Below are 23,957 nucleotides of genomic sequence, written 5' to 3' on the forward strand. Positions count from 1 at the left end.
CCACGGAAGGGAATTGGCCTTAAGTGCCATCTCGCGGGGAAGCACGACGGCGGAGCTAGCCCTGGGCGGCTGCGGCCGCCTTCGCCGCGGCCGGCAGTGCATCGTAGACCCGGTTCATCGCGTCGTCGTCGTGCGCGGCGGAGAGGAACCAGGCCTCGAAGACCGACGGCGGCAGGTAGACCCCGGAGTCGAGCATCGAGTGGAAGAACGGCGCGTAACGGAACGCCTCCTGAGCCTGGGCGTCGGCGTAGTTGTGGACGCCGTGGGCTGAGGTTCCGAAGGCCACCGAGAAGAGGTTTCCGGCGAACTGGATCGAGTGGTCCACTCCTGCGGAATCCAGCGCGTTGGAGACGGCGGAGGAAAGTTCCAGGGAACGGACGTCGATGAACGAGTAGACGTCGCGGGTGGCGTGGGTCAGGGTGGCAACGCCGGCGGCCATGGCCACCGGGTTTCCTGACAAGGTGCCCGCCTGGTAGACGGGGCCGGTGGGCGCCAGGTAGTCCATGACGTCGGCGCGGCCGCCGAGGGCCGCCGTCGGCATTCCACCGCCGATGACCTTGCCGAACGTCAGCAGGTCAGGCGTCCACGGGTCCTGGGCATCCGGCGCGCCCCCGGTGAGGCCCCAGTAGCCCGAGTAACCAGTCCGGAAGCCGGTCAGGACCTCATCGACGATGAGGAGCGCGCCATGCTCGCGGGTGATCTTTGAGAGGCCGAGGTTGAATCCCTCGGCAGGGGTGACCACGCCCATGTTCGCCGGCGCGGCCTCGGTGATGACGGCAGCGATATTGGGGCCGTGCACAGCGAAGGCTTCCTTGACGGCAGCGAGGTCGTTGTAGGGCAGCACCAGGGTCTCCGCGGCGGTTGCTTCCGTGACACCGGCGGAGCCGGGCAGGGCAAGGGTTGCCAGGCCGGAGCCTGCCGCAGCCAGCAGTCCGTCCAGGTGGCCGTGGTAGCAGCCGGCGAACTTGATGATGAGGTTGCGCCCGGTGAATCCGCGGGCCAGCCGGACGGCGGTCATGGTGGCCTCGGTGCCCGTGGACACCATCCGAAGGCGTTCGACGGCGGGGACGCGCTCCTGCACGATCTCCGCCAGGTTGGCCTCGTCCGGGGTGGACGCGCCAAAGGAGAGCCCACGGTCAACGGCCGCGTGGACCGCATCCAGCACGGCAGGGTGGGCGTGTCCCAACAAGGCCGGGCCCCAGGAGCAGACCAGGTCAACGTATTCTTTGCCATCGGCATCCGTCAGGTACGGTCCCTTGGCGGAGACCATGAAGCGCGGCGTCCCGCCCACAGAGCCAAAGGCCCGCACCGGCGAGTTAACGCCGCCCGGCATCAGCTGGCGGGCGCGGTCGAAGAGTGCCTCGTTGCGAGGATTGCTGGAAGTCATGGTTCCTATTCTCTCAGTTGGCCGGCAAGCTCAGTCAGCCGGCGAGCAGTTCGGCAACGCGCGGGGCCACCGCGGTGCCCATCAGTTCGATGGAGCGCATCATGGCGGAGTGTGGCAGCGGACCGTTGCTGTATTTCAGGTCGAACCGGTCCACGCCGAGGTTCCGCTTCAGCCGGACGATTTTCCGGGCCACGGTCTCGGGTGATCCCACGTACAGTGCGCCTTCGGCGGAACACAGTGCGTCGAATTCGCCCCGGCCGGCCGGACCCCACCCGCGCTCGGCACCAAGCTTGTTCCGCAGGGCAAGCCAGTGCGGGAACAGCTCTTCCCGTGCCTGCTCATCCGTGTCGGCAACATGGCCGGGCGAATGTGTGGCCACCTGCTGCATGGGGTGGCCGTACTTGCCCATCGCCTCCCGGTAGAGGTCGGCCAGGGGCCGGAACCCCCGTGGCTGGCCGCCGATGATCGCGAAAATAATCGGGTACCCGTACTCGGCGCAGCGCAGCACGGATTCCGGCGTGCCGCCCACGCCGATCCACGTGGGCAGCAGGTGGTGCTCCAGGGGCGGATAGACGCTCAACCCGTGCAGGGCGGGACGCGTGCGCCCCTCCCAGTGCACGGGCTTTTGCGCCCGGACCTTGCTGAACAGCTCGAGTTTTTCCTCGAACAGGACCTCGTAGTCGGCAAGGTCCAGCCCGAACAGCGGGAAGGATTCCACGAAGGATCCGCGCCCGAGCATCACTTCGGCCCGGCCATTGGAGATGGCGTCCACGGTGGAGAAGCGCTGGAACACCCTGATGGGATCGTCGGAGCTGAGGACCGTCACCGCGGAGCCCAGCCGGATGCGGGATGTGCGCGCCGCGGCGGCAGCCAGGAAGACCTCCGGCGCGGACACTGCGTAGTCCTTGCGGTGGTGCTCCCCCACGCCAAAGGCATGGAGTCCGACGGCGTCCGCCAGTTCCGCCTGCTCCAGCAGCTGGCGCAGGACCAGGGCGTGCGGCTGCGGGCTGCCGTCCGGGTTCTCCCCAACATCGCCGAAGGTGTTAAGGCCGAGGAGGATTCGGTCCTCCCCCACCGGTGCGGTTGGTGACGCGGAAGGGTCGGTCACCGTGTTTCCGTCAGCCAGCCGGCCAGTTCGGCGGCCCAGTAGGTGAGCACCGTGTGGGCTCCTGCCCGCCGGATGCCCAGTACGGATTCGGTGATGGCGGCCCGGCGGTCGATCCATCCGTTGGCGGCGGCGGCTTCGATCATGGCGTATTCGCCGGAGATCTGGTACGCGGATACGGGCACCGGGCTCATCGCGGCGACGTCCGCCACGATGTCCAGGTAGCTCATGGCCGGCTTGACCATGATGATGTCTGCACCCTCGGCAAGGTCCAGTTCCACCTCGCGCAGGGCTTCGGTGCGGTTGCCCGCATCCATCTGGTAGGTCCGCCGGTCGCCCCTGAGCTGGGAGTCCACCGCTTCACGGAACGGCCCGTAGAACGCGGAGGCGTACTTCGCGGAGTAGGCGATAACGGAGGTGTTGACGTGGCCGGCCTCATCCAGGGCTGAGCGGATGGCGGCGATCTGGCCGTCCATCATGCCGGAAGGGCCCAGCATGTGGGCACCTGCCTCTGCCTGGGCAACGGCCATCCTGGCGTAGATCTCCACGGTGCGGTCGTTGTCCACGTAACCGTCGGCGTCGAGCACGCCGCAGTGGCCGTGGTCGGTGAATTCGTCCAGGCAGACATCGCTCATGATCACCAGGTCATCGCCCACTTCCGCGCGGACGTCCCGGATGGCCTTGTTCAGCACGCCCTTGGGGTCCAGCGACGCGGTGCCTTCGGCGTCGCGGGTTTCCGGGATGCCGAAGAGCATGATGCCGCCCAGGCCGAGCTCAACGGCCTCGGCGGCGGCCCGCTTCAGGGTGTCGGTGGTGTGCTGGACCACGCCGGGCATGGAGGTGATGGGGTTGGGCTCGGTGAGGCCCTCCCTGATGAAGGCCGGAAGGATGAGTTCGGCCGGGGACAACCGGGTTTCGGCGGTCAGCCGGCGCATGGCGGGGGTGGTGCGCAGGCGGCGGGGGCGTTGGTTGGGGAAAGTCATGGATCCTGTCCTTCGCGTTGATTATGAAGCTGGGGAAGCGCTGCTGGTCACCGTCAGGGCGGGTTGAGGGCCTTCGCGACGGCGGCCACCAGCCCGTCCGGTGTGGGCTCTGCCGCCACCTCAGCGACCTCAAGGCCCAGGCCAGCGGCCTCGTCCGCCGTCGAACGGCCAATGGCGATGAGCCGGCAGCCCGCGATCGGCCCGAGGGCAGCGATGCGCCGCGCGGCGCTGGGCGAGGCGGCGATCACCGCGGCTATACGTCCTGCGGCGATGTCCGCGGCTGCGGTTTCCGGCGTCAGGAGGGAGTACGACGGCGGCTGGGGACCGGCGTCGCCGTCCTCCGCCTGCACGGCAAGCCTCCGTTCCGCTGCCGCCGGGTAGTCGACGGTGCGGTAGGCAGTCACGGCGGTGACGGTGCCTGCCGCTTCCAGTCCCGCCGCCAGTGTTCCGGCTGCGATGTCCGCCTGCGGCAGCAGGATCCTGCCGCCGCAGGACCAGACGGCAAGCAGGCCGGCAGCCGACTGCTCTCCGGGCGGCGTCAGCTCCACCGTAAGGCCGCCCGCCTCCAGCAGCCGGCGCGTCGCGGGACCGACGGCGGCGATCCGCGTCCCCGAAGGAACCAGTTGGTCCAGGCGGAGGCCGCGTTCGGCAGCCTTTTCCATCAGGACGTGCACTGTTGTGGCGCTGCTGACCACCAGCCAGTCGAAGGCGCCCGCGGCCAGCGCGTCGCAGGCGACGTCCAGCGCGTGCTGGTCCGGCGCCCTCTCGAAGTCGATGAGCGGGAGCAGCACAGGCTGGGCACCGGCTGCCTTCAATGCCTCCACCAGGGCTCCCGATCGTTCCGGGCTGCGCGTAATCAGGACCCGGACCCCGCCAAGCGGCATGCCACCGGCCGGTTCTTGGGATCCGGATCTGCTGGAGGGCTGCATCATTGCCAGGTTCAGGACGCCTGCAGGTCCGCGATGTCGGCGGCTCCGGCGGCAAGGAGGACCTCCGCCAGTTCGATGCCCAGCAGGGTGGCGCCGACCTCGGTCAATCCGTCCGTGGCGCGCTTGTCCCGCACGGTGGCGGTGCCATCCACAGCACACACCACGGCTTCAAGATGCAGCATGCTGCCCTTCCGGTAGGCGTAGGCACCCACCGGAGCTGCGCAGCCTGCCTCGAGCCGGGCCAGCAGGGCGCGTTCGGCCGTGACGGCAAGGCGGGTGTCGGGGTCGTCCAGCGCGGCGAGGGCCTGCGCCAGGACCTCACGTGAGCCGTCAGCGGAGCCGGCCTTGGCCGGGGCATCTGCCGTCCGGCACTCGATGGCCAGTGACCCTTGTCCTGCTGCGGGCAGCATCACGTCGGTTTCCAGGTATTCGGAGACCGCGTCGAGGCGGCCGATCCGCTCCAGGCCGGCGGCCGCGAGCACCACTGCGTCCAGGTCGCAGGACTTACCCGGCACCACCTGGTCGGTGGAGTTTCCCGGCAGCCCGGGAACGCGGCCCAGGCGGGTGTCCACGTTGCCGCGGATGTCCACGATGTCCAGGTCCGCGCGGGCGGCACGCAACTGGGCTGCACGCCGTGGCGAACCGGTGCCAACGCGGGCTCCGGCCGGCAGGTCGGCCAGCTTCAGTCCGTCGCGGGCGCACAGGACGTCGCGGACGTCCACGCGGCGCGGAGTGGCGGCGAGGCTCAGCCCTACTGCAGCCCCTGTGGGCAGGTCCTTGAGCGAGTGGACGGCAACGTCGCACTCATTGCGCAGCAGCGCGTCGCGCAGGGCGGCAACAAAGACGCCGGTGCCGCCCATCTGCGACAGCGACCCCGTGAGGACGTCACCGTCAGTGCGGACGTGCACCAGTTCCACCGCGAAACCTCCGACGGCGGCCAGCTGGTCCGCGGTCTGCCGGGTCTGGGTGAGCGCCAGCTTGCTGGCGCGCGTTCCGATCCGGACTGTCACGGCCGGGCCGTTTCGCCGGCACTGCCGGACGGGTACGGGTCATGGCCGGTGCCCACAGTGGTGTCGGCCCCTGCGATGGTGGGCTTTTCGCCGCGGAAGTTGGCGCAGCATCCCGGCCGGCAGACGTCATACCAGGGGCCAAGATCCGTCAAGGCAGGGCGGTCGGTGATGTTGTTGGCCACCGTCCGCTCGCAGATGAGGTCCACCAGGCCGCCAACGAACTTCCGGTGCGTACCGGGGGTGGGGACACGGGTGGCGGCAAGGCCCAGGTTGGCGCAGGTTTCCATCGCTTCGGTGTCCAGGTCCCAGACAACTTCCATGTGGTCGCTGACGAAGCCGAGCGGAACGATCACGATGCCCTTGACGCCCTGGCCGGCCAGTTCCTCGATGGCGTCGTTGATGTCCGGTTCCAGCCACGGCACGTGCGGGGCACCGGAACGGGACTGGTACACCAGGGACCACGGTGCGGTCAGCCCGGATTCGTTCTGGACCCGCTCAATTACGGCTGCTGCGTTGGCGAGGTGCTGGGCAACGTAGGCGGAGCCTTCCTCGAACTCGCGCGGTTCACCCTCGGACCGGCCCGCAGCCTCGGCGTCGCGTGTGGGGATGGAGTGGGTGGCGAACAGGATGTGGATGGGGGCGTCCGGGCTGCCCGCTTCAGCGAGCTTGGCGCGAACGTTGGACAGGCCGGCAGCGGTTCCCTCCACGAACGGCTCCACGAAACCGGGGTGGTCGAAGTACTGCCGGACCTTGTCCACTTCGAGTTTGCCGTCCAGGCCCGTCTCCGTCAGCGCCATGCCGATGTCCTCGCGGTACTGGCGGCAGCTGGAGTAACAGGAGTAGGCACTCGTGGTGAGCATCAGCACCCGCCGGTGGCCGGCGTCGTACGCTTCCTGCAGGGTCTGCGGGATGTACGGCGCCCAGTTGCGGTTGCCCCACAGCACGGGCAGCTCAATGCCGCGGGCAGCCAATTCGGCTTCCAGCGCAGCCTTCAGCTCGCGGTTCTGCTGGTTGATGGGGCTGACGCCGCCATTGGCGCGGTAGTGGTGGGAGACTTCCTCAAGCCGCTCGTCCGGGATCCCCCGGCCCCGGGTCACGTTGCGGAGGAACGGGATGACGTCCTCCTGGCCTTCCGGGCCGCCGAAGGAGGCCAGCAGGACGGCGTCGTAATTCTTGGGCGCCAGGCGTCCGGCTTCGGTTACCGGGTTGACGGCCGTGGCGGCCTGCTGCTCCGGGCTCACGCGAGGACCTCGGCAACCTCGTCTGCGGAGATACGGCGTCCGGTGTAGAACGGGATTTCCTCGCGCACGTGGTTGCGCGCCTCGGTTGAGCGGAGGTGCCGCATCAGGTCCACGAGGTCCACCAGTTCCGGCGCTTCCAGGCCCAGGATCCACTCCCAGTCGCCAAGGGCGAAGGAGGAAACGGTGTTGGAAATGACCTGCGGGAAGTCACGTCCCAGCAGGCCGTGGTCGCGGAGCATCTTGCCGCGCTCGGCGTCCGGCAGGAGGTACCACTCGTAGGAGCGCACGAACGGGTACACGCAGAGCCACTCCGCCGGAGCGACACCACGGGAGTAGGCGGGGGTGTGGTTCTTGGCGAACTCGGCCTCGCGGTGGACACCCATGGCGGACCAGACGATCTCGGTGCCGGCAAAAAGGGTGCTGCGGCGGATGTCGCGGATGGCCTGCTGCAGCGCTTCCGGCTTGGGTCCGTGGAGCCACACCATGACGTCGGCGTCGGCGCGCATGGCTGAGACGTCGTAGCTGCCCCGGTGGGTGACGCCGGCGGCGGCGAGCCGCTCCAGCAGCGCTTCGAAGTCGGCGGCGGCATCCGCACTGCGGACCACTGACTCTGACCGCTTGAAAACCGTCCAGAGGGTAAAGAACTGCTCGGCTGATTCTTCGGTTTTAGTGACAGATTCGGCAGAAGTGTGGCTCATGGTTACAAGTTTGCCCCTTCCCTGCCCCCAAGGCGAAACCGAAGAGTTCTACAAGCCGTAGAAGTGAGCAAAGTCACGTTTTTCGTGCAGCAGGCCACCGTGCGCCCCCTACGGGCGGCGCAGGCGCAGGAACACCAGCCCGGCAGCGGCACCCACGCCAACCAGGCCTGCGCCCAGCCAGATCATGGCATCGGGCACGTCCGGCAGTGGTTCGGTGGAGGACACAGCCCGTCCGGGGCCTGCCGGGGCGCCGGCGGCCTGCGGTGCGCGGGTGGGCAGGGACTGCCGCGCATTGATGGACAGTGACGTTGGCAGGACGGGGGCCGGCGCGGCGTCCGCACCGCTCGCCGGCCACGGGGCCGCCGCGCCGCCCGCATTGCCGCCGGATTCCGTGCTGCCCGGATCGATGGCTCCGCCCGCGGGGCCGGACCCTGGCATGGCCACCTGCGTTGGGGCGGAGGTTGGAGCAGAACCTTCCGGGGCTGCTACTGCCATCCCACCGGCGGAGGGGACGCTGGCCGCCGCCGGCGTGCCTGCCGCCGTCGAAGTGCCGGCGGGGGCAGTGGCTGAGGCCGTGGAGGGCCCGGACGCAGTGGGAGGCTCTGGCCGGTCCGTGGACGGGGAGCCGACCGGAGTAGCGGCGGCTGTGGTTCGCGGGCCAGGTGCCAGTGGCGTCCCGGAGGACGTCGGAGAGGGCGCGGGAGTGGACGTGGTCCCCGCCGACGCGGAAGCATCGATGGCCGGAAGCAAGGAACCAGGCACCGGAAGAACTGACCACGGCGTGCGCGGGGCACGGGTGGCCGCAGGGCCGGCAGGAGGTTCGTCGGCCCCCTGGCCGCCATCCCCCTCACGTCCGGATCCACCGTTCCCCTTGGCACCGTGCGGTTCGGGAGCGCTCTGGCGGGCGGCCGTGGACAGTCCAAATGCCGCGGCGCTTGCGGCCACGGATCCTTGTGCTGGTGGATCCTGCGGAGGGGGGACCGTGTCGTCAGCCAAGGACGCCTGGACGCCGGTGGAAAGAACCAGTATCGCTCCGACGGCCGCTGCTGCGGTGCCGCGCCGGAGTCCCCCATGGATACCGGTCCGGGAAAGTGAAAGCTCGGACCTGTGTTGAACCATAGTCATCGACCCTAACCAGAACGGTTGTCCGATTGAAAACCGGAAAGCACGGCGCGGGCGTGTTCCATACACGGCTGCGCACCAGTTAAAACCGCGCTGACCAGCAGCAATGCTCAGGCAGGAGTCAGTTGGCCGATTTGCTCACGTGTGTCGGCCACCACAGCGGCCAACCCGTTCCCGGCGACCCATCCGCCCACCACGGCCAGGCCGCCCGCAGCACTGCAGGCCTGCCGGATCTCCGCTGCCCGTGCCCGGTGACCCACGGCGGCGAACGGCAGGGCTCCGCGCCAGCGAACCACGTCCCAGCCCCGCACGTCCTCCGCCGTGATCTGCACGCCCAACAGCGAAGACGCATCGCGCAGCGCGGCGGCGAACAGCTCATCATCCGTTTCGGGGCCGGTACCCTGGGCCGAAGCACCGTCCACCCGGCCGTAGGAAAGACGCACCACATGGCGCCCCGGACCGGCAGCCTCAGTCAGCCAATCCCATTTACCCGTGGCATGCGTCAGCGCCTTGGCCTGGATCCCCGGCGTTTGCGGGGCCACCAGGACTCCCGTTCCACGCGGCCGCCGGTCCAGGTCAGGTTTGTCCAGGACCAGCGTGACCAGCTTGACGTCGGGCCCGGACGCCGGCTTTTTCCCTGCGATGGCAGGGACAGCACCTTCCAGGAGTTCGACGGCGGCCGGGCCCTCCACGGCCATGACCAGCAGAGCCGCGTGAAAGGCGGCCCTGGACGCCTCGACGCGCCATCCGTCCGGGGTGCGGGAAACCGAGGTGGCGGCAGCGTCCAACACAAGGGTGACGCCCCGGCGCTGGAGGTCCGCCACCAGGGCATCCACGAGGATGTGCATGCCGCCTTCGAGACCCGCGACGGCGGACCCGGCCTTTGCAGGTTGGGGCGCCTTGGCTTTGGCAGCCATGCCGGCGCCGCGCCGCTGTGCCGAAACCGCGGCAGCGAGGGAACCGTGCCTGCGCAGGCCGGCACGGAGGCCGGGAGCCACCATGTCGACGTCGAGCAGGCCGGGGTCGGCGGAATGGACGCCGCCCACCACCGGGGAGACCAGCCGTTCCAGCACGCGCGAACCCATGCGCGCCCTCACCAGCGCGGAGACGCTGGTGACGCCGGCGCCGGCACCTATGGAGGCGGGCAGCAGCCGGTCCAGGGAGGCACGCAGCGAGCCGAATGTGCCCAGGGTGCGCCGGACCTCAGGGTCCCAGGGGTTGGCGGGGATGCCCAGGACTCCGGTTCTGGGCAGCTCGCGGGGCCCGTCCGGTAGCTGCACCCATGCACCCCCGGACCGCGGAGGAACGATCTTCCCCCCGAGCCCGAGTTCCGTGCAGAGCCGGGCTACGGCGTCGGACCTGGTGGCGAAGGACTCGGCCCCGCTGTCCAGGGTGAGTCCGGCCACTGTATGGCTGCCAACACAGCCACCCCAAGCCGTCCCGGCCTCCAGGACGGTCACCTCATAACCGGCGGCGGAGAGTTCCCGGGCGGAGAGCAGCCCGGAGATTCCGCCGCCCACCACCAGCGCCGTGCCGTGCTGTGCCGGGGAGCTGCCCACGGGTTACTCCGGCGAGATGGAGTGGATGAGCTCCACTACCCGGGTCAGGACGCCAGGGTCCGTTTCGGGCGGTACTCCATGCCCCAGGTTCAGGACGTGGCCCGGGGCGGTGGAACCGGCGGCGATGACCTCGCGCACGTGTGCCTCCAGGATGTCCCAGGGTGCTGCCAGCAGCGCGGGATCAATGTTTCCCTGCAACGGAACGGTGCCCCCCAGCCGGCGGTTTGCCTCGTCCAGCGGCAGCCGGTAGTCAACGCCCACCACGTCCACGCCCACGTCGCGCATGGCAACGAGGAGTTCGGACGTGCCTGTTCCGAAGTGGATCAGCGGGGCACCCAGGTGGCGGACATGGTCCAGGGCACGGGCCGACGCCGGGGCAACATATTTGGTGTAGTCCGCCAGTCCCAGCGAGCCGGCCCAGGAGTCGAAGAGCTGCGCGGCGGAGGCGCCGGCCTCCAGCTGGGCCTGGAGGAACATGCCGGAGGCGTCGGCAGCCCAGTTAGCCAGTGCGTTCCATGTTTCCGGGTCCGCGTGCATCATGGTCCGGGGGCCCAGGTGGTCGCGGGACGGCTTTCCTTCCACCATGTAGGCGGCCAGGGTGAACGGCGCACCGGCAAAACCGATCAGGGGCGTTTTGCCCAGTTCGGCCACCGTGAGCCGGACGGCTTCGCGGATGGGTTCCAGGGCCTCCCATGTGAGCTGCGGCAGGGCGGCAACATCGGCCGCGGTGCGCACAGGCTTGTCAAGGACCGGCCCCACCCCGGGAACGATGTCCACGCCCACCCCGGCAAGCTTCAGCGGGATGACGATGTCGGAGAAGAAGATGCCGGCGTCCACGTCATGGCGGCGGACGGGCTGGAGCGTGATTTCAGAGGCAAGCTCCGGCCGGAGGCAGGAGTCCAGCATGGCGATTCCCTCGCGCACCTTGAGGTACTCGGGCAGCGACCGGCCCGCTTGCCGCATGAACCAGACGGGACGGCGGGAGGGCTTGCCGCCCCGGTAGGCCGTGATCAGCGGGGAGTCCGCTGTGCGGCCGTCCATCAGTGGATGGTCTGCGGCGAGGGTGCCGGCAGCGGAGACGGCAGGGCTAGGAGTCATGCTTTTGATTGTGCCCAAAAAGAGCTGCAAAAGATAACGACAACCTGTCGCCGACGGCACGGGAATTCCATACGTGGCGCGGATCACGCCCCAGTGTGGGGACTATCCTTTCCGATGGTTGTTCTACCGGGCAACGAAAAAGCTATGATTGGTCTGCTGTGGTTCTTTTCTCATTGGTGGCTACACACGCCGACATCGATCTTGAAACCGTTGCTCAGTTGAGCAACGGTTCCTCCGGGATTGCCGCATCCGCGCTCACCGAATCCCCTGCCGTGGCCGGAGCGGTGGTCCTCGCCACCTGCAACCGCTACGAAATCTACGGCGAGGCCCCCAACCCCAACGACGTCGAGGCAGCCCGCGCGGCACTCGTCTCCCGGATCAGCGAGGCCAGCGGACTCTCCGAGCCCCTCGTGTCACGCTCCTTCAGCACCCGTACCGGACCCGAGGTGACCCAGCACCTGTTCGCCGTCAGCGCCGGACTCGACTCCGCCGTCGTGGGCGAGCGCGAGATCGCCGGCCAGGTGCGGCGGGCCCTGATCACCGCCCAGCATGACGGCACTGCCAGCGCGGGACTTGTCCGGCTGTTCCAGGCGGCCTCGAAGACTGCCAAGGATGTAGGTGCGCAGACGGCCCTCGGTTCCCGGGGGCTTTCCATCGTCTCCGTGGCGCTGGACCTTGCCTCTGATCTTTCCGAAAACCCCGACTGGTCAGCCAAGAAGGTTGTCCTCTTCGGGACCGGCGCGTACGCCGGCGCCACCATGGCACTGCTGCGGGAACGCGGCTGCACGGACATCTCCGTCTACTCTTCCTCCGGCAGGGCCGAGGGGTTCGTGGCCTCGCGCGGCGGTGCCGCCCTCGATGCGGAATCGCTGCGGGCCGCCGTTGCCGCCGCCGACGTCATGATCGGCTGCAGCGGCTCGGACACCCGGGTTGAAGCTGACGAGCTGGCCCAGGTCCGCGCGGATTCGCCGCAGCCCTTGATCGCCATCGACCTGGCCCTCACCCACGACTTCGATCCCGCCGTCGGCGAGCTGGACGGCGTGGAACTGCTGACCCTGGAATCGGTGCGCCTGGCCGCCCCGCAGGAGCAGGCGGAATCACTGGCGCAGGCCAGCGGAATCGTCAAGGGTGCCGCCAAGGCGTTCGAGCAGGAGCGCGAAGCGCGCTCAGTGGACTCCGCCATCGTTGCCCTGCGGCGCCACACCATGAACGTGCTGGACGCGGAGATGGAAAAGGTCCGTGCCCGCCACGGTTGCACCGCTGCCGCCGAAGAGGTCGAGTTCGCACTCCGCCGCATGGTCAAGCAGTTGCTGCATGTCCCCACGGTCCGCGCCCGCGAACTCGCGGCAAACGGCCAGCAGGATGACTACGTTGCGGCGCTGGAAGCCCTGTACGGCATCACTGTCGAACAGCCCGGCACCGCTGCGCCTGCAGTGGTGGAGGCCGAGTGCCCGGTGGACCACACGGGCCGCGAAACCGCCTGAGGTTTCCCTTCCCAACGCCCCATCAGCTTTAGCCCCATATTCGGCAACGCCCCATCACTATCCTGGGGGAAGTGATGGGGCGTTTCTCAAAAAGCAGCTAAAGGTGATGGGGCGTCCGGGTCAGTAGACGGGTTTCTGGGGTTCCACGTCGCGCACCCAGGCCAGGATCCCGCCGTCGAGATGGCTGACCCGCTGGTAACCGGCCTCGCGGGCCGCCGCCAGCACGTTGGCGGAGCGTGTGCCGGCCTTGCAGTGGAACACGATGTCCCGGTCCTGCGGAAGTTCATCCCACGCCTCGCCGGCCAGGATCCGTCCCTGCGGGATGAGCCTGGCCCCATCGATCCGCACGATGTCGTACTCCCCCGATTCCCGGACATCCACAAGTTCAAAGTCCTTAAGCCCGGCTTTCCTCGAGGCCAGCATGGTGGCCAGCTGCGTGGCGGTAACGGTGTGTTCCGTGTCCGATTCGGAAACCGGAGCGATGCCGCAGAAGGCCTCGTAGTCGGTAAGTTCAGTGATGGGCTGCGCCGCTGGGTCCTTCGATACCCTGATCTCGCGCCAGCTGCCGCCCAAAGCGTCGAACAGGGCCACGCGGCCCAGCAGGGAACGTCCGACGCCGGTAATCAGCTTGACCGCTTCGGTCACCATAAGCGATCCCACGGCGGCGCACAGCATTCCAAACACGCCGCCCTCACCACAGGAGGGGACGGAACCGGCAGGCGGAGCCTCGGGATACAGGTCCCGGTAGGTGGGTCCGTGCTGCTCCCAGAACACGCTCACCTGTCCGTCGAAACGGAAGATGGACCCCCACACGTAGGGCTTGCCCAGGATGGCGGCGGCATCGTTCACCAGATACCGGGTGGCGAAGTTATCGGCACCGTCAAGGATGAGGTCGTATCCGCTGAACAGCTCCAGGGCATTGGATGCGTCCAGGCGCACGTTGTGCAACCGCACCTCCACCAGCGGGTTCAGCTCCGCGATGGCATCGCGTGCCGATTCGATCTTGGGCCGTCCCACATCACTGACGCCGTGGATTACCTGGCGCTGCAGGTTGCTGAGGTCCACGACGTCGTCGTCGATGATTCCGATCGTCCCCACGCCAGCCGCTGCGAGATACAGCAAGGCCGGGGCACCCAGGCCGCCCGCGCCGATCACCAGTACCTTGGCGTTCTTGAGCCGCCGCTGCCCCAGCGCGCCGATCTCGGGAATGATCAGGTGCCGGGAGTACCGTTCAACCTCGGCAGGAGTGAGGTCAGCGGCCGGTTCCACCAGCGGATCCAGGGAAGGGGTCGAAACATTTGCGGTGAAAGACGAAGCCATACTTCAATGTATGCCCCGGGATACCGCCCGGTCATATTACCCCGCAGTAAAGTGAAGGGTAACTGCAATGGAAAGAAGGACAACTGTGGTCCCTGAAGCACGGGCTGACCGCCCGACCGCAGCCGAACCGCAAACTGCCTCCCGCCCCGCAGGCCAGCGGTCCGCCCGGATGCCCCGGGATGAGCGCCGCGCACAACTCCTTGCCGCGGCCCAGGAGGTGTTTGTGGCCAACGGCTACCACGGCGCGGCGATGGACGAGATCGCAGAAACCGCGCATGTGAGCAAACCTGTGCTCTACCAGCACTTTCCGTCCAAGCGCGACCTGTACCTCGCCTTGCTGGAAAGCCACCTGGCCTCGCTGACCGAACTGATGCTGGGCGCCCTGAACTCCACCACGGACAACGATGAACGCGTCCAGGCCGTCATGCGCGCCTACTTCCATTTCATCGCCAATGACGATCAGGCCCACCGCCTGGTGTTCGAGTCCGACCTCATCAACGACCCCGACGTCAGCTCGAGGCTTGAGACCTTCAACCGGACCTTCGCCGACGCCATTGCCCGGGTCATCGCTGAGGACACCAAGCTCCCCCACCTGGAAGCGGAACTGCTGGGGCGCGGCCTGGCCGGAATGGCGCATGTCAGCGCCCGGTATTGGCTGGAAACGGACGGCAACCTGGACCTCGATGTGGCCAGCGACCTCATCTACCGTTTAGCTTGGCGCGGAATCTCTCGCTTCCCCAAAGAGTCCTAGACTACAAATAAGACAACACCTCGTAGAAAACACGAGTACTTTTCACAGGCTGGGAGGCCCCCTTGGAGATTAAGATCGGCGTTCAGAACGTTGGCCGCGAAATCGTGCTGGAATCGACCCAGGACGCGGAGACGGTGGCCAAGGTTGTTGGCGAAGCCATTACCGCAGGCGGCGAATTGCGCCTGAAGGATGACAAAGGACGCCTGATCATTATTCCGGGCAACGCCTTGGCGTACGTGGAAATAGGTGCCGAAGAGGTTCGGCGCGTAGGTTTCGGCCAGTTCTAGTTTCCGGCCCAGGTCCAGTTCCGGCCCGTTCTATTTCCACACGGTCCGGGCCTGCCGCTGTCTTCCAAGGAGATCCATGCTTTCGCTGACCATCGTGGTGCTGGCAACCATCGCCGCCGGCTTCGTCGTCTGGGCCAATGACAAGCGGCATGCCAAGTATGGCGCGGCATTGCCCGCCGGCGTCGGCGTGGTTGTTGCGGCGCTGGCGTGGATCATCCTGATGGCGGCAGGCTTCGGCTACCTGCCGGGGACCACCTGGCTTCCGTGGGTCCTGCCCACGGTGCTCGGCGTCGCCGCAGCCATCGCCGCCGTCGTCTACCTGGGCCGCACCCGGGCGCGCCGCGACACGGAGCGGCTGACCGTCATTCTGCGCCGCTGACGAACCGACTGCCAGCTGCCATACACGTGTGGCCACCACCCATCAGGGCGGTGGCCACACGTGTATCACCTGGGTCAGAGGAACTCCGCCCGGCCCTCCATCGCCGACGACGCAAGTGCATGCTCCCGGCGCGGGATGCGCCCTGCAGCCCTGGCCATCCTGCCGGCGATTACTGCGTGTTTGAACGCTTCGCCCATGAGCGCCGGGTTCTGGGCCCGCGTCACCGCCGTGGCCAGCAGGACGGCGTCGCAGCCCAGCTCCATGGCCAGGGCAGCGTCCGAGGCCGTACCGATGCCCGCGTCCAAAACCACCGGCACAGAAGCGCGGGACACGATGAGCTCGATGTTGTGCGGATTCAGGATTCCCAGTCCGGTACCAATCGGGGCGCCGAGCGGCATGACCGCTGTGGCGCCGAGGTTCTCCAGCCGCAGCGCAAGCACGGGATCGTCATTGGTGTAGGCGAAGACCTTGAATCCGCGGTTGACCAGCTGCTCCGTGGCCTCCACCAGCTCCACGGCGTCCGGCAAAAGGGTCTGTTCGTCCGCGATGACCTCCAGTTTCACCCAGTCGGTCTCCAGCGCCTCCCGGGCAAGTTCCGCCGTGAGGACCGCGTCCCTGGCAGTGAAGCAGCCGGCGGTGTTGGGCAGCACACGGATTCCGTGGTCCACCAGCAGCTGGAACAGCGAACCGGTTTCCGCGGTGGAGTAGCGGCGCATGGCAACGGTGGTCAGGGCGGTGCCGGACGCGAGGAGCGCAGTGCCCAGGCCGCCCAGGCTCGGCGCCCCGCCCGTGCCCATGATGAGCCGGGATCCGAGGGCGACGCCGTCAATCACCAGGGCGTCGGCGGCGCCGGAATTCCCGGCGGGGTTGATGGTGCTGGTTTCGGTCATGGTGTCAGCCTCCCTGTACTGCCGTGACGAGTTCGATGTCGTCGCCCTCGGCGAGCGCCGTGGCGAACCATTGGCTGCGCGGCACCACCTGGGCATTATGCGCGACGGCGACGCCCAGTTTCCCGCCGTCCGTCGCGTGGCCATTGGGCCCCAGCGGGCGTCCGGTGACCTGGGTGACGAGCGTGGTGATGGAGGCGCCGTCGGCCACCGTTTGGGTGTTTCCGTTCAGGGTGATGTTCACGCTGTCTCCTTGATGTGGGTGCGTTGGTTGGCCGCCGCCGGGCTGGAGAACCGCTCCGGGCGGAAGGGCGCCCACCGGGGATCGGCTTTCCCGTCCAGCAGGGCGGTGCAGATGGCTGCGGCAGCGGGGGTGAGCAGCACCCCGTGCCGGAAGAATCCGGTGGCGATGATGAGCCCCGGCACGTGCCCGGGCCCGGTTGCAGCGGACCCTTCGCCTGGTGAAGTCTGGTTCACCGGCACGCGGCCCAGCAGCGGGGCGTTGTCAGGCGTTCCCGGGCGGGCACGGGCGGTGCATTCCAGGAGTTCCAGTTCAGCGACGGCGGGCACCAGCGCCTGCGCGTCGCGGAGGAGCTGGTACACACCCCCGGCGCTGACGGCATCGGAGAGGGCGTCCTCCCGCTGGGTGGCTCCGATCACCACCGTCCCGTCCTGCCGGGGGACGATGTACACGGGGACGCCGTGCACCAGGCCGCGCACCGTGGAGGTCACCAGGGGCTGGAGGTGCCGTGGAACGGCGAGGCGGAGGATGTCCCCGTGCACTGGGCGAAGGGGCAGGTCGAGGCCGGCCGGCAGGCCGCCAAGGGTCCCTGCCTGCAGGCCGTTGGCCACGATGGTTTCCGTTGCCAGGACGGTGCCGCCGCCGGCGAGGCTTGCGCCGGCAACTGTTCCGCCCTCCCACAGCAGGCCCGTGGCCCGGTCCGGTACTGCATACCCCTCCACCGCCCCGGCGACGGCCAGGTCGGGGGTATTAAGCGCCGCGCGGGCGAGGGCCAGCCGCAGGGCTGCCACCAGGCGCCGGGGATCCACCTGGTGGTCGGCCGGCGTATCCAAGGCACAGGCGATGGCGGGGCTAAGGAGCGGCTCACGCTTGCGGGCTTCCCGGACTGTCAGGGGCTCCACCGCCAGGCCGTTGGCCTGCTGTACCGTGCGAAGGTCCATCAATGTGCGCCGGTCCGCGGCGTCGGCACCCACGGCGAGGGTCGGCGTCGTCAGGTATCCGCAATCCGTTTCCGTTGCGCCGGCGATGCCGGCGGCGAAACCCGGCCACCGCGACGATGCCTCAAGCATCAGTTCCAGGAGGTCCTCCTCCTGGTAGTGCAACTCGCTGACGGGGGCAAGCATGCCGGCGGCGGCCCAGCTGGCGCCGTTCCCGGGAGCGTCATCGATCAGGGCAACGGAGCGGCCGGAGCGCTGCGCCTCATAGGCGATTCCGTGTCCGATCACTCCACCGCCGATGACGGCGACGTCGGCACGCACCGTGGCACGGGCGGCCCCGGCGGACCCGGGGCGATGGTCGATAGGGGTGCGCATGTGGTTCCTTCCCTACGCCGGCATTAACCGGATCAGGTCAAGCGGTCGGCTCTGACGCCCTCTCAGCCCGGCGCTTTGTGACAGCTGCCGCGGGCTCCCGCAGTACCAGCCCAGTTTAGAGGAACTAGGCTTGCAGGCATGAATGTGTCCACCTCATCCTTGTCCGCCGGCTCCCCCGCTCCAGCCACGGCTGTTAGTGCCGAAGTTGCCAATGCCGGTCACAGCGACGCCCTCAAGGCGGCCCGCCTGTACCTCTGCACCGACGCGCGGCGTGCCCGCGGCGACTTTGCCGGGTTCGTGGACGCCGCATTTGCCGGCGGCGTGGACATCATCCAGCTCCGCGACAAGGCCATCGAGGCTGCAGAGGAACTGGAGCTGCTGGCGGTGCTGAAGGAGGCCGCGGTGCGGCATGGGAAACTGTGGGCCGTCAATGACCGTGCGGACATCGCCGTGCTGTCCGGGGCGCCGGTGTTCCATGTCGGCCAGAAGGACCTTCCGCTGGCTGCAGCGAGGACACTGGTCAACGGAAACGCGGCCATTGGGCTCTCCAGCCACACCACCGGCCAGGTGGACGCTGCCTTGGCGGCAACGGCAGGCCCCTCCGGGCTGGACTACTTCTGCGTCGGCCCTGTCTGGGCCACACCCACCAAGCCAGGCAGGACCGCCGTCGGCCCTGAGCTGGTGAAATACGCTGCCGAAGCCTCGCGGCAGGCAGCGGACCCTGTGCCCTGGTTTGCGATCGGCGGCATCGACCACGGAAACGTCCACAAGGTGGCGGAGGCGGGTGCCCGCAGGATCGTGGTGGTCCGTGCCATCACCGAGGCACCCGACCCGGCTGCCGCGGCTGCCTCCCTCCTCGACGCGCTGGACGGCGCCGGCTCCTGAGCCTGCTTAATCGCGGGACTTGGGGCTACGCTGATTTTTGTGTCACATCATCGGTTGGCCCCCAACGTCCATGACCACAAGAACGCCCTGGAAGAGGCGTTGGGGCTGCTGCGGACGGAACTTGAACTGCCGGGGCCGTACCCTGCTGAGGCGGTGGAAGACGCCCTGGCCGCGGTAGCCGCGCTGCAGCTGCCCCCCTATGACCTGACCGCCGTCGAATTCGTGACCATCGATCCGGCGTCCTCCACGGACCTTGACCAGGCAGTATTCATTGAACCGGACGGGCTCGGCTACCGGGTCATGTACGCCATCGCCGACGTTCCGGCGTTCGTTGCACCGAGCGGCCCCCTGGACGCCGAAACCCGCCGCCGCGGACAGACGTTCTACGCACCGGACGGCCGGATCCCGCTGCACCCCGAGGTGATCAGCGAGGGGGCGGGGAGCCTGCTGCCCGGCCAGGAGTGTTCGGCTTTCGTCTGGGACTTTACGCTCGACGGCGACGCGTCAGTGCTGTCCGTGGGCGTCCGGAGGGCGCGGGTCCGCAGCCGCGACAAGCTCAGCTACAAAGGCGCCCAGGCCGACCTCGACGCCGGGACCGCCTCTCCCGTGCTGCGGCTGCTCCGGGAGGTGGGACTGAAGCGGGTGGCGCTGGAACGGGCGCGCGAGGGGGCAAGCCTGAACATGCCTGAGCAGGAGATCGTCCAGCTGCCCGACGGCGGCTACCGGATTGACGCCGTTCCGCAGCTTCCCGTGGAGGACTGGAACGCGCAGATTTCGTTGATGACCGGAATGGCGGCCGCACAGCTGATGCTGGAAGGCAAAGTGGGCATCCTGCGCACCATGCCCGCTCCGGACGAACGGTCGCTGCGGCATTTCCGGCTGCAGACTGAGGCGCTGGGCAGGCCGTGGGACGGGGAGGTCAGCTACGGCGAGTACCTTCGGTCACTCGATCCCACCGACCCTCGGCAGCTGGCCATCATGCACTCGGCCGGCATGCTGTTCCGCGGCGCGTCCTATACCGCCTTCGACGGGACGGTCCCGGAAGACGGCATCCAGTCCGCCATCGGCGCCGCCTACGCCCACACCACCGCGCCGCTGCGCCGCCTGGTGGACCGCTTCGTGCTGGTCATCTGCGAGGCCCTGAGTAACGGCGGCGATGTTCCGGGCTGGGCGCGGGAGGCCCTGCCGCTGCTTCCCGGCATCATGGCCGGATCGGACCAGCTGGCCTCACGGATGGAACGCCTGGCCCTGGATACGGTGGAGGCGGCACTGCTGCTCAACCACGTCGGGCAGGAGTTCGATGCGATCGTGATTTCCGGATCCAAGCCGCAGAACGGGAACGGCAATGGCAACGGGAACGGCAAGAACGGCAATGCGAAGAACGGCAACGGGAACGGGAACGGAAGTTCTGGGATCATCCAGATCGCCGAACCCGCGGTGACCGCCCGCTGCGCGGGTGAGCTGGAGTCCGGCACCAAGGTCCGTGTCCGGCTGATTTCTTCGAATATCACCACGCGGCAGATCCACTTCGAACTGGTTTCCTGAGGGCCGCGGCGTACGCCGCAGGCGGGCCGAAACAGTGTTTCTACACCCGTGCGGCTAGACTGGAGGGGTAGAACTGGATGCCCGGTCGTTGATTTCCTCGATTTGAAACCAACAAGCCCGCCCCTACGCGATCTTGAGATGTACCCGCTGGTCACCAGTGCCAGCATTAGATAGCCCGCGATCGGCTTCCACTGGAATCGCTTGCGCGCCTGAGCGTGCTCCGGAGCGGCCAGCCTTGGCCGGCCCGTTGAGCAGGCAGCGCCATTGCCCAAATGAATAAGGAAACTCCCCTGTGAGTGAATTGCATACCCACCAGCTTCTGAGCGATGAGTCCGGCACGGAAACCATTGAGCCGGAAGAAACGATCATCTCCGACGAGACGCCGCACGAGATCGCGGAGAAGTCCTTTGCCGACTACAACGTCCGCGCGGACATCGTCGAATCCCTGGCCGACGCCGGGATCACCCACCCGTTCCCCATCCAGGCCATGACCCTTCCGGTGGCCCTGGGCGGCCACGACATCATCGGCCAGGCCAAGACCGGCACCGGCAAGACGCTGGGCTTCGGCATCCCGGCACTGCAGCGCGTGATCGGCCAGGACGACCCCGGCTACGCCAAGCTGGCCGTGCCGGGAGCCCCGCAGGCCCTGGTCATCGTTCCCACCCGTGAACTGGCCGTGCAGGTTGCCAACGATCTTCAGACGGCGTCCCGCAAGCGCAACGCCAGGATCGCCACCATCTACGGCGGCCGCGCATACGAACCCCAGGTGGAGGCCCTCAAACAGGGCGTCGAGGTAGTGGTCGGTACCCCCGGACGGCTGATCGACCTCTTCAAGCAGAAGCACCTGAGCCTGAAGAACGTCAAGATCGTGGTGCTGGACGAAGCCGACGAGATGCTGGACCTGGGCTTCCTGCCGGACGTGGAGACCCTCATCGCGGCAACCCCCGCCGTCCGCCAGACGCTGCTGTTCTCGGCCACGATGCCCGGCCCCGTCATCGCCATGGCACGCCGGTACATGACCCAGCCCACGCACATCCGCGCAGCGGATCCGGAGGATGAGGGCCTGACCAAGCGGGACATCCGCCAGCTGATCTACCGTGCACACAGCATGGACAAGACCGAAGTGGTGGCCCGCATCCTGCAGGCCCGCGGCCGTGGGCGGACCATCATCTTCACCAAGACCAAGCGCACCGCCGCCAAGGTGGCCGAAGAACTGGTGGACCGTGGGTTCGCGGCCGCGGCCATCCACGGCGACCTGGGCCAGGGCGCCCGCGAGCAGGCGCTGCGGGCCTTCCGCAACAACAAGGTGGATGTCCTGGTGGCCACCGACGTCGCGGCCCGCGGCATCGACGTCGAGGACGTCACCCACGTCATCAACTACCAGTGCGTGGAAGACGAGAAGATCTACCTGCACCGGGTGGGCCGTACCGGCCGCGCCGGCAACAAGGGCACCGCCGTCACCTTTGTCGACTGGGACGACATGCCGCGCTGGGCGCTGATCAACAAAGCCCTGGGCCTGAGCGTCCCGGAACCGGTGGAAACCTACTCCTCCTCGCCGCACCTCTACACTGACCTGGACATCCCCGAGGGCACCAAGGGCCGCCTTCCGCGCGACAAGCGGACCCTGGCCGGCGTTGACGCCGAGGTCCTCGAGGACCTCGGGGAAACCGGCAAGAAGAACAGCCGCGGTCCCCGGGACTCAGGCCGCACGCGGGAGCGGGACGGACGGGGCCGTGGGGCCGGCAGTGGCCGTGACGCTGGCCGCAGCAGCGACTCCGCGGGCCGCTCAGGTGAGCGCCGTCGTCGTCCTTCTGACTCCGCCGCACCTGCCGCTGAAGCTGCAGCCCCCACAGCCGACGGCGACCAGCCCTCGCGCGCCCGCCGCAGCCGTACCCGCACCCGCCGCCGCAACGGCGAAGTGGTCGCAGGCGGCGACAACGGCACCCAGCCGGGCAACTCCGAGGCCTAACTCCCCTGATGACTGACACTGTTTGGGCGCCGGACGGCGGCAGCCTGGTGGTGCACGCGGACAACGCGGAGTACCTCCCCACGCTGCCGGACGGCGCCTTCACACTGATTTATGTGGACCCGCCTTTCAACACGGGCCGGCCGCAGCAGCGCCAGGAAACCAGGATGGTGGTGAACGCCGGCGGCAGCGGGGACCGGGTGGGCTTCAAGGGCCGCTCCTACGACACCATCAAGGGTGCCCTGCACCGTTACGACGACGCGTTCAGCGACTACTGGTCCTTCCTGGAACCCCGGCTCGTGGAGGCCTGGCGCCTGCTGGCCGACGACGGCACCCTGTACCTGCACCTGGACTACCGGGAAGTGCACTACGCCAAGGTGATGCTGGACGCCATCTTTGGCCGGGAATGCTTCCTGAACGAGATCATCTGGGCGTACGACTACGGCGCCCGGGCGAAAAACCGGTGGCCCACCAAGCACGACAACATCCTGGTGTACGTCAAGAACCCGGCGAAGTACCACTTCGACAGCGCGGAGGTGGACCGCGAGCCGTACATGGCCCCCGGGCTGGTGACCCCCGCCAAACGGGAACTGGGCAAGCTGCCCACGGACGTTTGGTGGCACACCATCGTCTCGCCCACCGGCAAGGAAAAGACCGGCTACCCCACGCAGAAGCCGGAGGGCCTGGTCCGCCGCGTGGTCGCCGCGTCATCCCGCCCCGGTGACTGGTGCCTGGACTTCTTCGCCGGCTCCGGCACTTTGGGTGCCGTTGCCGCCAAGCTTGGCCGGAAGTTCGTGTGCGTGGACCAGAACCAGCCTGCCATCGACATCATGGCCAAGCGCCTGGGTGCTCACGCCACCCTGGCATCGTTCCAGCCCAACTAGCGGTCCGCGGACGGACTACCCCTTAGGGACGGACGACGGCGGCTCCCGTGCCCAGTGCCTCGATCCGTGCCAGCATCTCGGGGGTCGTCACGTTTTCGCCGAGCAGGTTGGGCTTGCCGGTGCCGTGGTAGTCAGAGGAGCCGGTGACCAGCAGGCCATGCTTCGCCGCGAGCTTGCGCAGGAAGTCCCGGCCCTCTTCCGGGTTGTCGCGGTGGTCGATCTCCACGCCGGCCAGGCCGGCGTCGATCATCTCCCGGTAGGTCCGTTCCCCCACGATCCGCCCCCGGCCAGACGCCACGGGGTGGGCAAACACGGGCACCCCGCCGGCGGCCCGGACGAGTTCGACGGCGGTGGCGGGGTCGGGGGCGTAGTGCGGGATGAAGTACCGCGAGCGGGAAGTGAGGATGGAGGCGAAGGCCTCGGAACGGTCCTCCACGACACCCGCGGCGACGAGGGCGTCGGCGATGTGCGGCCGGCCAAGGGTGGCGCCGGGCGCCACATGGTGGATCACGTCGTCCCAGGTGAGCGGGTAGTCCTCGGCAAGGATGGTCACCATTCGCTCGGCGCGGGTCAGGCGGGAATCCTTGGCCTTGGTGATTTCCTCCAGGAGCCCGGGATGGGTGGGGTCATGCAGGTAGCTCAGGAGATGGACGCTGATGCCCTCCTCCGTCCGGCAGGAGACCTCCATGCCCGGCACCAGGGCCACCCCGTACGTGGCGGCGGCCGCGGCGGCCTCCGCCCAACCCGCCGTTGAATCGTGGTCGGTCAGGGCCACCACGTCCAGTCCCGCGCGGGCAGCAGACGCCATGACGTCGGCAGGGGTCTCGGTGCCGTCCGAGACGTTGGAGTGGGCATGCAGGTCAATCCTCACTTATCCAGCGTA

Annotated in this window: 23 protein-coding genes and 1 riboswitch; of the genes, 8 read left to right on the plus strand and 15 right to left on the minus strand. The window is 68.2% G+C overall.

Annotated elements, in window-relative coordinates; all coding sequences use genetic code 11:
* Nucleotides 1-55: 55 nt before the first annotated feature.
* The 10 genes from hemL to hemE all read right to left on the minus strand — a co-directional run bounded on the left by hemL (nt 56) and on the right by hemE (nt 11,132).
* Nucleotides 56-1,387, minus strand: coding sequence for a glutamate-1-semialdehyde 2,1-aminomutase (hemL, locus tag ACTHQS_RS03125; RefSeq protein ID WP_440165995.1), 1,332 nt, complete (start codon nt 1,385-1,387; stop codon nt 56-58).
* Between the two features lie 34 nt (nt 1,388-1,421).
* The gene (locus tag ACTHQS_RS03130; RefSeq protein ID WP_440165997.1) at nt 1,422-2,495 is read right to left on the minus strand and encodes an LLM class flavin-dependent oxidoreductase; all 1,074 of its coding nucleotides are present in this window, start codon (nt 2,493-2,495) and stop codon (nt 1,422-1,424) included.
* The gene (gene hemB / locus ACTHQS_RS03135) at nt 2,492-3,475 is read right to left on the minus strand and encodes a porphobilinogen synthase (protein WP_440165999.1); all 984 of its coding nucleotides are present in this window, start codon (nt 3,473-3,475) and stop codon (nt 2,492-2,494) included. The genes ACTHQS_RS03130 and hemB overlap by 4 nt, the downstream gene beginning before the upstream one ends.
* 53 nt (nt 3,476-3,528) lie before the next feature.
* Nucleotides 3,529-4,407 carry a uroporphyrinogen-III synthase gene (locus ACTHQS_RS03140; RefSeq protein WP_440166001.1) on the minus strand — a complete coding sequence of 293 codons (879 nt, stop codon included), beginning with the start codon at nt 4,405-4,407 and terminating at the stop codon, nt 3,529-3,531.
* Between the two features lie 8 nt (nt 4,408-4,415).
* Complete coding sequence (gene hemC, locus ACTHQS_RS03145; protein WP_440166003.1) at nt 4,416-5,414, minus strand: hydroxymethylbilane synthase; 999 nt, start codon at nt 5,412-5,414, stop codon at nt 4,416-4,418.
* Entirely contained in the window at nt 5,411-6,655 is a 1,245-nt protein-coding gene (locus ACTHQS_RS03150) for a ferrochelatase (RefSeq protein WP_440166005.1), read from the minus strand. The genes hemC and ACTHQS_RS03150 overlap by 4 nt, the downstream gene beginning before the upstream one ends.
* Nucleotides 6,652-7,353 carry a hydrogen peroxide-dependent heme synthase gene (gene hemQ, locus ACTHQS_RS03155; RefSeq protein WP_440166007.1) on the minus strand — a complete coding sequence of 234 codons (702 nt, stop codon included), beginning with the start codon at nt 7,351-7,353 and terminating at the stop codon, nt 6,652-6,654. Before hemQ ends, ACTHQS_RS03150 begins: the two co-directional genes overlap by 4 nt.
* Before the next feature lie 108 nt (nt 7,354-7,461).
* A complete protein-coding gene (locus ACTHQS_RS03160; RefSeq protein ID WP_440166009.1) occupies nt 7,462-8,298 on the minus strand; it encodes a hypothetical protein in 837 nt (278 codons plus the stop codon).
* A 287-nt stretch (nt 8,299-8,585) separates the two neighbouring features.
* Nucleotides 8,586-10,034 (minus strand): protoporphyrinogen oxidase, encoded by a 1,449-nt coding sequence (hemG, locus tag ACTHQS_RS03165; RefSeq protein ID WP_440166011.1) that lies wholly within the window; start codon nt 10,032-10,034, stop codon nt 8,586-8,588.
* 3 nt (nt 10,035-10,037) lie between these two features.
* Nucleotides 10,038-11,132 carry a uroporphyrinogen decarboxylase gene (gene hemE, locus ACTHQS_RS03170; protein WP_440166013.1) on the minus strand — a complete coding sequence of 365 codons (1,095 nt, stop codon included), beginning with the start codon at nt 11,130-11,132 and terminating at the stop codon, nt 10,038-10,040.
* A gap of 158 nt (nt 11,133-11,290) precedes the next feature.
* Here hemE and ACTHQS_RS03175 point away from each other — a divergent pair, with 158 nt between their 5' ends.
* A complete protein-coding gene (locus ACTHQS_RS03175) occupies nt 11,291-12,616 on the plus strand; it encodes a glutamyl-tRNA reductase (protein ID WP_440166015.1) in 1,326 nt (441 codons plus the stop codon).
* 120 nt (nt 12,617-12,736) lie between these two features.
* On the opposite strand, the gene moeB is transcribed toward ACTHQS_RS03175, so the two are convergent.
* Nucleotides 12,737-13,936 carry a molybdopterin-synthase adenylyltransferase MoeB gene (gene moeB, locus ACTHQS_RS03180; protein WP_440166016.1) on the minus strand — a complete coding sequence of 400 codons (1,200 nt, stop codon included), beginning with the start codon at nt 13,934-13,936 and terminating at the stop codon, nt 12,737-12,739.
* 85 nt (nt 13,937-14,021) lie between these two features.
* Here moeB and ACTHQS_RS03185 point away from each other — a divergent pair, with 85 nt between their 5' ends.
* The 3 genes from ACTHQS_RS03185 (at nt 14,022) to ACTHQS_RS03195 (ending at nt 15,353) form a co-directional block, all read left to right on the plus strand.
* Nucleotides 14,022-14,687: a TetR/AcrR family transcriptional regulator gene (locus ACTHQS_RS03185; protein WP_440166017.1), complete on the plus strand. Its 666-nt coding sequence runs from the start codon at nt 14,022-14,024 to the stop codon at nt 14,685-14,687.
* 62 nt (nt 14,688-14,749) lie between these two features.
* Entirely contained in the window at nt 14,750-14,974 is a 225-nt protein-coding gene (locus tag ACTHQS_RS03190; RefSeq protein ID WP_440166019.1) for a DUF3107 domain-containing protein, read from the plus strand.
* Between the two features lie 76 nt (nt 14,975-15,050).
* Nucleotides 15,051-15,353, plus strand: a complete 303-nt coding sequence (locus tag ACTHQS_RS03195) for a hypothetical protein (RefSeq protein ID WP_440166021.1) — start codon at nt 15,051-15,053, stop codon at nt 15,351-15,353.
* A gap of 74 nt (nt 15,354-15,427) precedes the next feature.
* On the opposite strand, the gene ACTHQS_RS03200 is transcribed toward ACTHQS_RS03195, so the two are convergent.
* The 3 genes from ACTHQS_RS03200 to thiO form a co-directional block, all read right to left on the minus strand.
* Complete coding sequence (locus ACTHQS_RS03200; RefSeq protein WP_440166023.1) at nt 15,428-16,243, minus strand: thiazole synthase; 816 nt, start codon at nt 16,241-16,243, stop codon at nt 15,428-15,430.
* A 4-nt stretch (nt 16,244-16,247) separates the two neighbouring features.
* Nucleotides 16,248-16,484 (minus strand): sulfur carrier protein ThiS, encoded by a 237-nt coding sequence (gene thiS / locus ACTHQS_RS03205; protein ID WP_440166025.1) that lies wholly within the window; start codon nt 16,482-16,484, stop codon nt 16,248-16,250.
* Entirely contained in the window at nt 16,481-17,794 is a 1,314-nt protein-coding gene (gene thiO, locus ACTHQS_RS03210; RefSeq protein WP_440166027.1) for a glycine oxidase ThiO, read from the minus strand. Before thiO ends, thiS begins: the two co-directional genes overlap by 4 nt.
* Nucleotides 17,787-17,905: riboswitch (TPP riboswitch) on the minus strand. Its footprint overlaps the gene before it by 8 nt.
* 27 nt (nt 17,906-17,932) lie before the next feature.
* Here thiO and thiE point away from each other — a divergent pair.
* The 4 genes from thiE (at nt 17,933) to ACTHQS_RS03230 (ending at nt 23,074) form a co-directional block, all read left to right on the plus strand.
* Entirely contained in the window at nt 17,933-18,679 is a 747-nt protein-coding gene (gene thiE, locus ACTHQS_RS03215; RefSeq protein WP_440166029.1) for a thiamine phosphate synthase, read from the plus strand.
* Between the two features lie 39 nt (nt 18,680-18,718).
* Nucleotides 18,719-20,224 (plus strand): RNB domain-containing ribonuclease, encoded by a 1,506-nt coding sequence (locus ACTHQS_RS03220; protein ID WP_440166030.1) that lies wholly within the window; start codon nt 18,719-18,721, stop codon nt 20,222-20,224.
* Between the two features lie 292 nt (nt 20,225-20,516).
* Complete coding sequence (locus tag ACTHQS_RS03225; protein ID WP_440166032.1) at nt 20,517-22,193, plus strand: DEAD/DEAH box helicase; 1,677 nt, start codon at nt 20,517-20,519, stop codon at nt 22,191-22,193.
* 8 nt (nt 22,194-22,201) lie between these two features.
* Nucleotides 22,202-23,074 carry a DNA-methyltransferase gene (locus tag ACTHQS_RS03230; RefSeq protein WP_440151251.1) on the plus strand — a complete coding sequence of 291 codons (873 nt, stop codon included), beginning with the start codon at nt 22,202-22,204 and terminating at the stop codon, nt 23,072-23,074.
* A 22-nt stretch (nt 23,075-23,096) separates the two neighbouring features.
* Here ACTHQS_RS03230 and ACTHQS_RS03235 read toward each other — a convergent pair whose 3' ends face one another.
* A complete protein-coding gene (locus ACTHQS_RS03235; RefSeq protein ID WP_440166034.1) occupies nt 23,097-23,945 on the minus strand; it encodes a PHP domain-containing protein in 849 nt (282 codons plus the stop codon).
* Nucleotides 23,946-23,957 lie beyond the last annotated feature (12 nt).

Source organism: Arthrobacter sp. SAFR-044, assembly GCF_051965175.1.
Lineage (GTDB): Bacteria > Actinomycetota > Actinomycetes > Actinomycetales > Micrococcaceae > Arthrobacter.

Bases quoted from the DNA above. Each gene is read 5' to 3' on its own strand.
- thiE (WP_440166029.1), top strand. From the start codon at position 17,933: ATGAATGTGTCCACCTCATCCTTGTCCGCCGGCTCCCCCGCTCCAGCC.
- ACTHQS_RS03230 (WP_440151251.1), top strand. From the start codon at position 22,202: ATGACTGACACTGTTTGGGCGCCGGACGGCGGCAGCCTGGTGGTGCAC.
- hemQ (WP_440166007.1), bottom strand. From the start codon at position 7,353: ATGAGCCACACTTCTGCCGAATCTGTCACTAAAACCGAAGAATCAGCC.
- hemL (WP_440165995.1), bottom strand. From the start codon at position 1,387: ATGACTTCCAGCAATCCTCGCAACGAGGCACTCTTCGACCGCGCCCGC.
- hemB (WP_440165999.1), bottom strand. From the start codon at position 3,475: ATGACTTTCCCCAACCAACGCCCCCGCCGCCTGCGCACCACCCCCGCC.
- ACTHQS_RS03195 (WP_440166021.1), top strand. From the start codon at position 15,051: ATGCTTTCGCTGACCATCGTGGTGCTGGCAACCATCGCCGCCGGCTTC.
- thiO (WP_440166027.1), bottom strand. From the start codon at position 17,794: ATGCGCACCCCTATCGACCATCGCCCCGGGTCCGCCGGGGCCGCCCGT.
- ACTHQS_RS03200 (WP_440166023.1), bottom strand. From the start codon at position 16,243: ATGACCGAAACCAGCACCATCAACCCCGCCGGGAATTCCGGCGCCGCC.
- moeB (WP_440166016.1), bottom strand. From the start codon at position 13,936: ATGGCTTCGTCTTTCACCGCAAATGTTTCGACCCCTTCCCTGGATCCG.
- ACTHQS_RS03140 (WP_440166001.1), bottom strand. From the start codon at position 4,407: ATGATGCAGCCCTCCAGCAGATCCGGATCCCAAGAACCGGCCGGTGGC.
- hemE (WP_440166013.1), bottom strand. From the start codon at position 11,132: ATGACTCCTAGCCCTGCCGTCTCCGCTGCCGGCACCCTCGCCGCAGAC.